The organism is Nostoc sphaeroides (genome assembly GCF_003443655.1).
GTDB classification, from domain to species: domain Bacteria; phylum Cyanobacteriota; class Cyanobacteriia; order Cyanobacteriales; family Nostocaceae; genus Nostoc; species Nostoc sphaeroides.
This window is the reverse complement of sequence record NZ_CP031941.1, coordinates 6,240,078-6,252,421: the sequence shown is the minus strand read 5'-3', so window position 1 is coordinate 6,252,421 and position 12,344 is coordinate 6,240,078. Positions and strand designations below refer to the sequence as shown.

Annotated in this window: 10 protein-coding genes and 1 pseudogene; 6 read left to right on the top strand and 5 right to left on the bottom strand. The window is 39.2% G+C overall.

Translation table 11 applies throughout. The annotated features are described in order from the left end of the window. The first annotated feature begins 74 nt into the window (after positions 1-74). Both D1367_RS27955 and D1367_RS27950 read left to right on the top strand, forming a co-directional pair. Complete coding sequence (locus D1367_RS27955; protein ID WP_118170162.1) at positions 75-308, top strand: hypothetical protein; 234 nt, start codon at positions 75-77, stop codon at positions 306-308. After that, positions 301-729 carry a type II toxin-antitoxin system VapC family toxin gene (locus D1367_RS27950; protein WP_118170159.1) on the top strand — a complete coding sequence of 143 codons (429 nt, stop codon included), beginning with the start codon at positions 301-303 and terminating at the stop codon, positions 727-729. The genes D1367_RS27955 and D1367_RS27950 overlap by 8 nt, the downstream gene beginning before the upstream one ends. Positions 730-801: 72 nt before the next feature. Here D1367_RS27950 and D1367_RS27945 read toward each other — a convergent pair whose 3' ends face one another. Next, on the bottom strand, positions 802-2,355 hold the full coding sequence (locus D1367_RS27945; RefSeq protein WP_118170156.1) for an HNH endonuclease: 1,554 nt from the start codon (positions 2,353-2,355) through the stop codon (positions 802-804). A 505-nt stretch (positions 2,356-2,860) separates the two neighbouring features. On the opposite strand from D1367_RS27945, the gene recA reads away from it, so the two are divergent. Continuing rightward, positions 2,861-3,940 (top strand): recombinase RecA, encoded by a 1,080-nt coding sequence (gene recA / locus D1367_RS27940; protein ID WP_118170154.1) that lies wholly within the window; start codon positions 2,861-2,863, stop codon positions 3,938-3,940. A 283-nt stretch (positions 3,941-4,223) separates the two neighbouring features. Here the strand turns inward: recA and D1367_RS33400 are convergent, their stop codons facing one another. After that, a complete protein-coding gene (locus D1367_RS33400) occupies positions 4,224-5,045 on the bottom strand; it encodes a WGxxGxxG-CTERM domain-containing protein (RefSeq protein WP_118170151.1) in 822 nt (273 codons plus the stop codon). A 788-nt stretch (positions 5,046-5,833) separates the two neighbouring features. Continuing rightward, positions 5,834-5,962 carry a hypothetical protein gene (locus D1367_RS33005; RefSeq protein ID WP_267255596.1) on the bottom strand — a complete coding sequence of 43 codons (129 nt, stop codon included), beginning with the start codon at positions 5,960-5,962 and terminating at the stop codon, positions 5,834-5,836. A 481-nt stretch (positions 5,963-6,443) separates the two neighbouring features. Between D1367_RS33005 and D1367_RS27930 the strand changes: the two genes are divergently transcribed. From D1367_RS27930 to D1367_RS27920, 3 genes and pseudogenes are all read left to right on the top strand, one after another. Further along, a complete protein-coding gene (locus D1367_RS27930; protein WP_118170149.1) occupies positions 6,444-8,420 on the top strand; it encodes a sensor histidine kinase in 1,977 nt (658 codons plus the stop codon). Between the two features lie 12 nt (positions 8,421-8,432). Continuing rightward, positions 8,433-9,947 carry a hybrid sensor histidine kinase/response regulator gene (locus tag D1367_RS27925; RefSeq protein ID WP_118170147.1) on the top strand — a complete coding sequence of 505 codons (1,515 nt, stop codon included), beginning with the start codon at positions 8,433-8,435 and terminating at the stop codon, positions 9,945-9,947. Between the two features lie 124 nt (positions 9,948-10,071). After that, positions 10,072-10,233 (top strand): annotated as a pseudogene (locus tag D1367_RS27920) (bifunctional ornithine acetyltransferase/N-acetylglutamate synthase); the annotation flags it as partial. Positions 10,234-10,261: 28 nt separating this feature from the next. Here D1367_RS27920 and D1367_RS27915 read toward each other — a convergent pair. Beyond that, positions 10,262-11,362 carry an ABC transporter ATP-binding protein gene (locus tag D1367_RS27915; protein WP_118170141.1) on the bottom strand — a complete coding sequence of 367 codons (1,101 nt, stop codon included), beginning with the start codon at positions 11,360-11,362 and terminating at the stop codon, positions 10,262-10,264. Positions 11,363-11,459: 97 nt separating this feature from the next. Then, positions 11,460-12,344 (bottom strand): carbohydrate ABC transporter permease, encoded by an 885-nt coding sequence (locus tag D1367_RS27910; protein WP_118170139.1) that lies wholly within the window; start codon positions 12,342-12,344, stop codon positions 11,460-11,462.

The following is a 12,344-nucleotide window of genomic DNA, read 5'->3' as shown; positions in this document are numbered from 1 at the left end:
GAATAATCAAACTGAAAAATATCCAAAAAATCTATTAGACTTAAATTAATCACTAAATACAGTTTAAAACCATAATGGAAAAAATAGAACTTGAACTAGACAGACTCACCTTTGAACGAGCAAAAACTCTGGCAATAGTAAATCAATCAACTTTATCAGAATTGATTAGTCACGTAATTGAACGTTTAGCAGAAGTTCAGGAGAAAAACGATCCCTTAATGGGGTTATATGCTGATATTCCAGAAATTGTTGATGAAATTGTTGCTGAGGCGATGGAAAAAAGAGGATATACTGGAACAGATGAATGAAGTAGAAAAGTCCCTACTTGATACGGATATTCTTTCAGAAATTATTAAACGAGTAAATCCTCGTATTATTGTCAAAGCCAATAGTTACTTAAATCAGTTTGATAAATATACAATTTCTGCAATTACAGTCATGGAAATTGTAGAAGGTTGGCAAAAACGTAAGCAAGAAAAACGTCTTCAGCAATTTTTAACTATACTGGCTTCACAGGAAATATTATCCTTTGATTTGACAGAAGCAATATTAGCAGGGAAAATCTACGCTGATTTAGAGACAACCGGAAAAAGAATTGGTTATCCTGATTGTATGATTGCTGCAATTGCTATCCGTCATAATCTAACTTTAGTTACTGGTAATTTATCTCATTATCAAAGGATTCAGGATCTAAATTATTCACTAAGATTAGATAACTGGCGTTTATAGTAATGATGATGCATGAAGTGGCATCAAGCTTCGCCATTAGCTAAATGTTCTAATGCAGATGTATTTGATCACTTAATTTTTATATCCTGTATTACAATATGGATGCGTTATCTGTCCGTTATCTACACTCGCTAATCCGCCATCTTCTTTACGTTGGATATGATCAATCGAAATTGAGTTTCTATGGATAAGACCCTGACAAATTTTACATTTTTGTGCATTTTGTAATGCATCTTTTATATAAATCTCACTTTTTTTATTTGTATTAAAGTCTTGTGTAGATGAATGAGTCTCTTGATTTATTGTACGAATAGTCAAGTACTGAAAATCATTGCTAGATATAATCTCATTTAGAATATTGTGAATTGTTTTTTCGATTTGTAAATTAGTTACAAGTTTCTGAAATAACTTTGATACATCTTTGTAGCTTTTTTGAACAGACCTATATTTTAAATAAATTTGCTGAATCAAGTAATCATATTTTATGAGGCATTCTTCAAACTGTTCTCGTACTTTAATGAAGTCATTGATTTTTTGCCTTTTATCAAGTTCCATTACAAAATCAGCTACAGCAAGTAAGGATACAGTTCTATGTCGTCCCTCTTTTGAGTAAAAGTATATAACTGGATGTAACCCCAAAGATGAGGAATGATTACTATTTAATCTATACACAATCTTTCTGGTCTTCTTTAAAATCTGTATTGTTGCTTCACCAGTTAAGTCATCGTTAATTCCCTTATTATTAAAATCTAGATTGTTAACAACATTAAAAAAATCTAAAATTAGTGGTAATGTTTGCGATGAATATAGTTTTCCTCCAACTGGTATGTCCAGAGTTTTTATAGGAGTCTTTAACTTAGGCGCAAAAAGTATTTCATTAATCTCTTTAGCTATTTCTTGTATTTGATATTGTGTTTCATTTGAAAAAGATGACCAATATTTATGCCCTTTGCCGCTTCTTATAATTGCACGCGCCGCAATACTGTTAGGCTTTTTTCTAGATTCAAGGAGTTTTAGCTCAGTTTTATCAATTGGTGCAGCTTGTTGATTAATTTTGAAGAATGAACTTTCTGCTTTAGTTGCATCACCTTCAACCCATTGAAGTTGAATTGCCAGGGCTGCTAGATTTTTAGCATATTTGACAACTTCGGGTTTAAGTTTATCAGGGTATGTGGAAGCCAACCTAAAATCATCATAAGAGCCGACTGTTTTGTTTACTAATTTTCGTGTTTCTTGAGCAATTTCTAGTTGTTCATCAGAAATTACCCCATCATAAAAAAGTTTTGAAATTTTACCATCACCATAATCATCATTTACCCAAGCAGATAAAGCGCTCAATCTATGGCTACCATCAATTACAAACAAGTAGCCACCTGTACTTCGCCATAAAATAATTGCTGGTATTAAATCGCCCTCAAGAAAACTCTTGATAAATTCACAAATTCTATTTTTGTCCCATTCGTTAGTTTCTCTTTGAAAATCAGGTTTTCTGATGTTTGAAAAGAAGAATGAGTCTATTTTAAGGTCTTCAATAGAAATTGTTTCTTTTTTCTTACCTAGATTAATATTTTCTTCCACATCAAAATCTTCTCGTGGAATCAGAGCATCTAGATTAACTTTAGCCATAATGTTTTTCCCTGTATTGGTACAATTATACGTCAAGCTCATAGGCAGCAAGTACGACTGAGCATCATAGCTTCTCAAAGCTGAAAGTTACCTAAAGCATTGAAAATCCCTTTACTACTACCCTAGAAGCTTTCTACATCAATCCCGACCCAATGAAGTCGCTATAGATGATATGCTGATTTGCATAGCGATCGCTCCTAATTTAGCAACCTCCGCAAATGCTCACTAGTCCGGCTTCTACTGACAGTGTTGTTTAGGTAATTTATTTTTTCTTTAAAACCCCTTGCTTACCCAGCGAAAAAAAGCTATCTCTGAATGCAAGTTGGTATCATTGTGCAAAACTACCCTAATCTGGTAGCGATCGAGTTACGATCTTGTTACACCCCTTTTTTGATTTGAGAACTCCTATTCCAGAATTTTCTGGTTAAAATAGTATATCTGTTCTACTCAAAGTCCCAGAGCAACACTCCTTAAAACCATATATTTAGAGGCATTAGAGACAAGAATGGCTATCAACACCGATACTTCAGGCAAGCAAAAAGCGCTGACTATGGTGCTTAACCAGATTGAGCGCAGCTTTGGTAAAGGAGCAATCATGCGCCTGGGCGATGCCACCCGGATGCGGGTGGAGACAATTTCTAGTGGGGCGCTCACCCTAGATTTAGCATTGGGTGGTGGTTTACCCAAGGGGCGGGTAATTGAAATTTACGGCCCGGAAAGTTCCGGTAAGACTACAGTAGCGCTACATGCGCTCGCCGAAGTGCAAAGAAATGGCGGTATTGCTGCCTTTGTTGATGCTGAACACGCCCTTGATCCTACTTATGCTGCGGCATTGGGTGTAGATATTGACAATTTGCTGATTTCCCAACCTGACACAGGCGAATCAGCTTTAGAAATTGTCGATCAGCTGGTTCGCTCTGCTGCGGTTGATATTGTAGTCATTGACTCAGTAGCAGCACTGGTTCCCCGCGCTGAAATTGAAGGCGATATGGGTGACACCCACGTTGGTTTGCAAGCGCGATTAATGAGCCAAGCCCTACGTAAAATTACTGGCAACATTGGTAAATCTGGTTGTACAGTAATTTTCATCAACCAGTTGCGGCAAAAAATCGGTGTTACCTACGGTAGTCCAGAAACTACTACTGGCGGTAACGCATTGAAATTTTACGCTTCGGTGCGTTTGGATATTCGCCGAATTCAAACCTTGAAAAAAGGTACAGATGAATATGGTAATCGCGTTAAAGTCAAAGTCGCCAAAAATAAAGTAGCGCCGCCCTTTAGAATAGCGGAATTTGACATTATTTTTGGCAAAGGTATTTCTACCTTGGGTTGTGTTGTTGACTTAGCAGAAGAAACTGGCATTATTGTCCGCAAAGGAGCTTGGTATAGTTACAACGGCGATAATATCTCTCAAGGACGAGACAACGCCATTAAGTATCTAGAAGAAAAGCCTGAATTCGCTGACGAAATTAAGAAACTGGTGCGGGAAAAACTAGATAAAGGTGCTGTTGTTTCTGCTAACTCTGTAGCTAAAGCCAGTGAAGAAGATGAAGAGGAAGAAGTCGATTTAGAACCAGAAGAATAAGGAATGCAGATTTATCTGCAACTTTTAATATGTAGTGGGTTACATAGATAGCTAACCCACCTTTTCCAAAGTATTGATAAGTTATAGCAAGCCTAAAAAAATGATTGCCACTATATGACGAGCAATCATTTTATTTTTATGGTGTTTGTCGTTGGAATCAGTTAAATTAACTGTGAAGCTTGTTAGAAATCGTGTTGCAGCCAAAGCAGCGCGGCTCTTATTCAAAGAATTAGTAAAATTATGTCCAGTGGACGCGATCGCAAATCCACCGGACGATAAATTACTAGAGTGAACGAGTACCTGTTGCTTCATTAGGATCGTTATAAGCCCGGCCTTTTTCCCGATTACGAGCTAAACCTGCTAAACCGGCTAGACCAAGTAAACCTAGCCAACCCCAATCGAAACCGCGATCGCTAGTTCTTTCGGAAGCTGCGACGCCTGCATTCCTATTAGTACCTGTAGTCTCAGTGCCTGTTGTACCACTACCTGTAGTGTCAGTGCCTGTTGTACCACTACCTGTAGTGCCAGTGCCTGTTGAATCACTACCTGTAGTGCCAGTGCCTGTTGAATCACTACCTGTAGTGCCAGTGCCTGTTGAATCACTACCTGTAGTGCCAGTTCCTGTTGAATCACTACCTGTAGTGCCAGTTCCTGTACCTGTACTACCACCTGTAGTGCCAGCACCTATACCACTAGTACCTGTACCACTAGTACCTGTACCACTACCTGTAGTGCCAGTACCTGTACCACTACCTGTAGTGCCAGTACCTGTACCACCACCTATACCACCAGTACCTGTACCACTACCTGTAGTGCCAGTACCTGTACCACCAGTACCTATACCACCAGTACCTGTACCACCAGTACCTGTACCACTACCTGTAGTGCCAGTACCTGTACCACTAGTACCTGTACCACTACCTGTAGTGCCAGTACCTGTACCACCACTACCTGAGCTACTGCCAGCACTGGAGCCTCCACTACCTGAGCCTCCACCACCGGAGCCTCCACTTTGGGCATAAACAGAAGGAGGTAAGGACAAAGAAGCGAAACTGATGGCAAAGACAGTAGCCAAAACAGCTTTAGATAAATCAAAAGGTTTCATAGTTACGGTTCCTTTTATGTTCTAGATTTCTGTGGTCGATTGATTTTCAAAACCGATATTGTCTACTCAATCCACTGCTAAATTAGGGTAATTTTCACAAGACAGATTGAGGAGTCTTTAGGGAACTCCAAAAAATAAATTATTCCACATTAAAGTCGTTGACTGTTGACTGAAAACTCGTGAACCGTCAACGGTCAACAGTGAACAATGGCAATGGAATATTTTTTTACTTGGAAGTCCCTTAACCAAGTTTCTTTTGACAGATTTGAAAGCATTTTTAGCTCCCACACACAACAACTTAACTATTCTTCAGCTTCAAATTAATTCATAATCAGTAATTACTAATTTATGATATTATTGTGAATCCAGTAATAAAGTCGCTGGTTCACAACTGCAAAGAATAACAATATTTATTCGTAATAAAATTACATTCACTTGCATGATAATTTTTAATTACTTATTGTGAATTATTTTGTTATTCCTATTCAGGATAGCTGCTAGTTTTTTGCTGGGCTTCTACCATAAGAGTAAAATTAATTCTATCGCCTGAAAAAATCTAATGACTTTAATGACTTTACCTACATTAATTTTTGTTAGTTGGGTATAGATAGAACAACTATAAATTTTGAGCAGCCAGATGCTGCTAACAGTTGAGACTATATTAAGAATGCTCTACAATCCTATTTCACCTGATAACTTATAACTTCATACTCCAGGCGTGTCTTACATTAGACTTAAGGAATATGTTTATTCTCGTTAGTTTTTTACGGCAATTCTCATTTTAATGGCTACTGGTTAGGAACACGGCAATGCTGTATCCCTACAAATAAGCTGTTACGTATACAACTTGCATTATCAGGGCGGGCAGGATACCCACCCCACAAAGCGATCGCCTGTTGTAAGTGCTGGGTTATCATTGTTTCTCATTATACTGAGTAGTTCTATGCGTATTATCTCTTAGTTTTTTCAAAAATCAAATATTATTCCTATATTACACCGAAAATATACTTAAAAATTCCGTACTAACTAGTTATTTTAGATAAGCGAAATATTACTGTGATTTCGTGAAGGCATCTATATATATAAGGAATTCATTTCAGAGAATCTACGGTAACAAAAAGCAAAGCGATCGCAGTACCTTTATTTCAATAAACCTCACATTATCAGCTTAAAAAACTCAGAAAGGATGATCGATACAGGATATAGAAGCCCCAACTGCTATTCTCTACTAGCCTAATGCTAGTACGGGAAAGCTCTGACAAACCCCGAACGTGTTCTCATGAAGAGTATCAGAAGCCACTCTCTAGGCGTCTGCGCGTCTACAGAGGTCTTAGGCTCAAAACCTCTTCCTTCACACTTCCGGCTTTGGTGAAGACTTGTGCAGTGTATTAGGTTTTGATGATGGAATTTTTAAATAATTTTTTCTCTACTAGCCAGTTTATTCCTCACGGACATTGCTACCTCTGGAAACCAGGATTGGTATGGTTGCATCTGGTTTCAGATGTGTTAACTGGACTTGCTTATTATTCAATTCCAGTGATGTTGGTTTATTTTGTCCGTAAACGGCGAGATATGCCTTTCGGCTGGATTTTCCTAATGTTTGGCACATTCATTATTGCTTGTGGCACAACCCATTTAATGGATGTGTGGACTCTTTGGCATCCTACCTATTGGCTATCAGGGTTACTCAAAGCTATCACTGCTTTTGTATCCGTATTGACAGCCATACAACTTGTGCCATTAATACCCCAGGCACTGGCTCTACCGAGTCATGCCCAACTAGAGGCTGCAAACTCCCAACTAGCAAAGGAAATTGCTGAACGCATACGAACTGAGAAGGTGCTGAGGGAAAGTGAACAACGTTGGCAATTAGCTTTGCGCGGCAATAATGATGGAATTTGGGACTGGAATGTTAAAACCAATGAAATGTTCTTTTCGGTTCGCTGGAATCAAATGCTCGGTTACGAAGACGAGGAAATTTCTAACTATTTAGATGAATACCTCACACGAGTGCATCCTGATGATCTTGACTGGGTGACACAAGCAGTTCAAGACCATTTTGCTCATAAAACACCGTTTTACACTACCGAGTATCGAGTTTTATGTAAAGATGGCACTTACAAATGGATTTTGGATCGAGGTCAAGCACTGTGGGATGATGATGATAACGTAGTGCGGATGGTAGGCTCACATACTGACATCACTGAGCGCAAGCAAGCAGAGGAAGAACTAAGTAGCCTACTTAACCAACTAGAAAGCAACGTTGAGCTACGGACAGCAGAGCTAACAAGAATTAATCAATCACTACAGGCAGAAATTACTGAGCGCCAGCGAATAGAACAAGCATTGCGAGAAAGCGAACAGCGATTCCGTGCTGCATTCCATCAAGCTGCTGTTGGCATCGCCCATGTAGCTATAGATGGAAGGTGGTTGTTAGTTAACCAGAGGCTTTGCGATATTGTCGGTTACACATCCGAAGAACTACAATTGCTGACTTTCCAAGATATTACTCACCCAGATGATCTTAACACCGATCTTAAATATATTGATGATATTTTAGCAGATAATATTCAAACTTATTCGATGGAAAAGCGCTATTTCTGCAAAGATAGCTCCATAGTTTGGGTTAATCTCACCGTATCTTTAATGCGCGAACCTAGTGGGGAGCCAAAGTATTTTATTTCTGTGGTCGAAGATATTAGCGAACGAATTGCCGCACTGCGCGATCGCCAGCAGTGGGAGCAGCAAATTCAAGCATCACTTTTAGAAAAAGAGGTGTTATTAAAAGAAATTTATCATCGGGTCAAAAATAATTTACAGGTTATTTCTAGTTTGTTAAGCTTGCAATCTGCTTATATCAAAGATCAAGACGATTTGGTAATATTCAAACAAAGCCAGCAGCGAATTGCATCAATGGCTTTAGTTCACGAAAAATTATATGAGTCTCAAGACTTGGCAAGGATTAACTTTGGTGAATATATTCGAGATTTGGTAGCAAGTTTATTTAGTGCTTATGAAGTTAACGAAGATGCGATCGCTCTGAGAATAAATATCGATGAGCAAGTATTTCTCGGCTTGGATACAGCCATTCCTTGTAGCTTAATTATCCATGAGCTTGTATCTAATTCTTTAAAATATGCATTTCCAACAGGTAGAAATGGTACGATTTATATCGAAATCAACAAAGATACTGACCATCAGGTTACACTTATAGTTAGTGATAATGGAATTGGTTTACCATCAAATTTCAATTTTAAAAATATGGCATCTCTAGGCTGGCAGTTAGTAGATGCGTTAACCAATCAACTCGCAGGTAATATCGATATCCAAGGTGCTATTGGAGTAAAATGCCAAGTAAAATTTACATTAATATAAAATGACTAAAATATGAGAAAGGCAAAAATTTTAGTTGTGGAAGATGAAGCGATTGTTGGTAAAGATTTGCAGTATCGACTGATAAAATTTGGTTACACGGTTCCTGTTATTGCTTCTTCAGGAGAAGAAGCAATCAATAAAGCAATAGAAATATCCCCCGATTTAGTGCTAATGGATATTAAGCTAAAAGGGTCAATGGATGGGATAGAAGCTGCCGAAGAAATCTATAAGCGTTTGGATATTCCAGTAATTTATTTGACTGCTTATGCAGATGAAAAAACATTGGAGCGAGCTAAAATAACTGAGCCTTTTGCTTACCTAATTAAACCTTTTAAAGAAAGAGAACTACAAACAAATATTGAAATAACTCTGATTAAACATGGTTTAGAAAGGCAATTAAAGGTAAATAAAAAATGGTTGGATGCACTTTTAAAAAGTATCAGCGATGGTGTGATTGCTAGCGACATGCAAGAATTGATAACTTTTATGAATCCGGTTGCTGAAAATCTAACCGGATGGAAACAGGAAGAAGCTTGTGGCAGAAATTCATCAGAAATATTCAAGATTGCTAATGCAAAAACTCATAATTATATTGAAAGTCCGATCATAAAAGTCCTTCAAGATGGTATTATCGTCAGTCTCTCAGAAGAAACTATTCTGATTACTAAAGACGGTGGAGAAATACCAATTGATGACAGTGTTGCACCAATTAAAGACGATCAAGATAATATTACAGGTGCTGTATTAGTTTTTCGAGATATTACTGAGCGCAAACGAGCGATAGAAGCGCGTCAAAAGCAAATTGAGCAAGAGCAACTTGTGGTGCAATGGGAGGAGATAAATAAACTCAAAAATGACTTTTTGAGTTTAGTTTCTCATGAACTGCGATCGCCCCTGAGTAATATAAAGTTAATGGTTCAAATGATCCAATTATCTCCTGTTACTGAGGAAGCTCAACGCTATCTAGAACTGATGGAAAATGAGTGCGATCGCGAGCTAGGATTAATTAACGATTTACTAGACTTACAACGCCTGGAAAGCTCATCCTATCCAGTTATTACACCTGATGCGTTGCTATTACAACAGTGGTTACCTTGGGTTATTGAGCCGTTTCAAATCCGTGTTCAAGAACATCAGCAAACTCTACAGCTGAATCTCCCTTCAAATCTCCCGCCGTTGTTCTCAGATGGCATTAGCTTGGAACGAATCTTAGTAGAATTGCTCAATAATGCCTGTAAATACACACCTGCGGGTGGTGAAATTGTCTTAAGTGTACGTTCCAATTCCTTGGAAGCGCCTACAAAAACTATTATTACTATCAGTAATTCAGCAGAAATTTTGTTAGCAGAGTTACCACGAATCTTTGAGAAATTTTATCGCATTCCCAATGCAGATATCTGGAACCAAGGTGGTTCGGGATTAGGTTTACCTATAGTACAGAAATTAGTCGAACAACTGCAAGGAAACATTCAAGTAGAAAGCGGTAACGGATGGACAACATTTACTATCACATTAACTGATTTATAGGTCAATACAGTTCAGTTAAGCATTTCTTCCTTCTCTCTGTGTTCTCTGCGCCTCTGCGGTTCATTAAAAAAATTGACTTTCACAAAGAGTTTTAGCCTTAACCCAAGCGTATTGATTTATAGGTGCTGCACATAATATTGTGATAGCTTCTACAGGTTTAATTGGCAGACATTACCCAATTGAAAAAATTCGGGCAGGTTTATTAGGATTGGGCAAAAATTTGACTCCTGCTGAATTTCATGCCGCAGCCCGTGGTATTATGACCACCGATACAGTACCAAAACTAGTTGACTTTTGACTTCCGCCTTGTGGTACTAGTTATTGACACCTGACATTTGTCTTTTAACAAGAGCATGTCCAGATTGAACATCAAACCAGTGAATATCCTCAGGGCGCAATGCTAATGTAATATCCTCGCCACTCCAATTTTGGTCTGTTGGCAACAAAGCACGTACCGTAATCGCTCCAGTTTGTGAACCCTCAATCCTGACACTGACTAAATAGTGCATACCCAAGTTTTCCACTAAAAACACTCGCCCTTGGATAGTCTGAGTATCACCTGGTTGAGCAATGCGGACATCTTCTGGGCGGATTCCCAGAACAATCTGCGGTGGTACAGTTGGTATATCTGGAAGAAGCACTTGGAAGTTACCCGCGATCGCATATTGTCCCTTACAAGGTAAAGTTAGTAAATTCATTTGCGGGCTACCAACAAATCCAGCCACAAATAGATTAGCTGGATGGTTATAGATGCGATCAGGCGGGTCAAGTTGCTGCACATAGCCATCGTTGAGCAATGCAACTTTTGTAGAGAGCGTCATTGCTTCGGTTTGGTCGTGGGTGACGTAGACAACTGGCACTTTTTGGGCTGCAAAAATTTGCTTGATATCGGCTCGAACTCTTTCCCGCAGTAGTGCATCCAGGTTACTTAAAGGTTCATCTAGCAGGTACACATCGGCATTACGCACCAAAGCACGACCGACGGCAACCCTCTGCCGTTGACCTCCAGACATTTGACCAGGCTTGCGGTTCATTAACTCTGCTAATCCTAAAACGTCTGCCACTTCTGCCACTCGCTGTTTAATTTCTGTAGGTGGTACTTTTTTCAGCTTGAGTCCAGAAGCAAGGTTTTCGTACACCGTCATGTGAGGATAGAGTGCATAGCTTTGAAATACCATTGCAATGTTGCGATCGGCTGCTCGTTTATAGGTAACATCCACTTCCCCAATCTTAATTTGACCACGAGTCGGTTCTTCAAGACCCGCAATCATTCGTAGAACGGTAGATTTGCCACAGCCAGAAGGGCCAAGTAAAGTAAGAAACTCATGGTTATCTACAGTTAAACTAACGTCTTTGACAGGGACGACTTTAGGATTATAGGTTTTGTTTAAGTTTGTGAGTTCAAGTTTAGCCATTTTTCATTTGTTATTTGTCATTGGTCATTGGTCATTTGTCAGAAATTATTATTCTCCCCTCTGCTTCCCCTGCTCCCCCTGCTCCCCCTGCTTCCCCTTATCCTTTCACAGCACCAGAGGTAAGACCTTGGACAATCCGGCGCTGGAAAAACAAAACTAGTAAAATCAGGGGTAATGTGCCCACAACAGTTGCAGCAGCGATCGGCCCGTAGGGAATTTCATATATTGTCGCACCACCCAACTGAGCAGCAGCAACGGGAATTGTCTTCAACTCTTCACGGGTCATAAACGTCAGAGCGAAAATAAACTCGTTCCAAGCAAAAATAAAGGTGAGGATTCCAGTAGTCACCAAGGCCGGAAGGGTCATAGGTAGCACGATTTGCCATAGTAGTTGAAATGTGTTGTAGCCATCGACCCTAGCGGAATCTTCCAAATCTTTTGGCAATTGTTGAAAAAAGCTTCTAAGTACTAAAATTGTTAGCGGCAAATTGATGGCAGTATATGGTATTATTAGCGCCAGATAATTGTTGCCGAGTTTAAGCGCCTGGATAATTTCTAACAGTCCTAAAAACAAGAGAATTCCAGGAAATAAGGTAACAATTAGAACGCTGGCGAGGATAGCTCTTTCACCCCAAGGGCGTAACCGTGCGAGGGCATAAGCCGCAGGTGCGCCGATCGCTAAAGCTACAGCTGTAGAAGTAATCGACACAAAGGCACTGTTGAAGATGTAGCGCCAAAATGGACGACGAGTAAATAACTCAATGTAGTGATTGAAAGTGAATCTTGTGGGAAAATAGACAGTAGGAACGGCGGCAATATCTTCATTGACTTTAAAGGAGGTCAGTAATTGCCATAAGGCTGGCGCTAGGCTGAATATTACTATTAATACAACTATTATGGGCAGTAAGATTTTTTTCAGAGAAAACTTGGTTTCTCCTTTTCGTTTTGGAGTCGTTGGAACTGCTTGGGGAGTTACACTCAT

What these genes read in the sequence shown, in the direction of transcription:
- D1367_RS27915 (WP_118170141.1), bottom strand. Translation starts at nt 11,362, where the DNA reads ATGGCTAAACTTGAACTCACAAACTTAAACAAAACCTATAATCCTAAA.
- D1367_RS33005 (WP_267255596.1), bottom strand. Translation starts at nt 5,962, where the DNA reads ATGATAACCCAGCACTTACAACAGGCGATCGCTTTGTGGGGTGGGTAT.
- D1367_RS27930 (WP_118170149.1), top strand. Translation starts at nt 6,444, where the DNA reads ATGATGGAATTTTTAAATAATTTTTTCTCTACTAGCCAGTTTATTCCT.
- D1367_RS27910 (WP_118170139.1), bottom strand. Translation starts at nt 12,344, where the DNA reads ATGAGTGTAACTCCCCAAGCAGTTCCAACGACTCCAAAACGAAAAGGA.
- D1367_RS33400 (WP_118170151.1), bottom strand. Translation starts at nt 5,045, where the DNA reads ATGAAACCTTTTGATTTATCTAAAGCTGTTTTGGCTACTGTCTTTGCC.
- D1367_RS27925 (WP_118170147.1), top strand. Translation starts at nt 8,433, where the DNA reads ATGAGAAAGGCAAAAATTTTAGTTGTGGAAGATGAAGCGATTGTTGGT.
- recA (WP_118170154.1), top strand. Translation starts at nt 2,861, where the DNA reads ATGGCTATCAACACCGATACTTCAGGCAAGCAAAAAGCGCTGACTATG.
- D1367_RS27945 (WP_118170156.1), bottom strand. Translation starts at nt 2,355, where the DNA reads ATGGCTAAAGTTAATCTAGATGCTCTGATTCCACGAGAAGATTTTGAT.
- D1367_RS27950 (WP_118170159.1), top strand. Translation starts at nt 301, where the DNA reads ATGAATGAAGTAGAAAAGTCCCTACTTGATACGGATATTCTTTCAGAA.
- D1367_RS27955 (WP_118170162.1), top strand. Translation starts at nt 75, where the DNA reads ATGGAAAAAATAGAACTTGAACTAGACAGACTCACCTTTGAACGAGCA.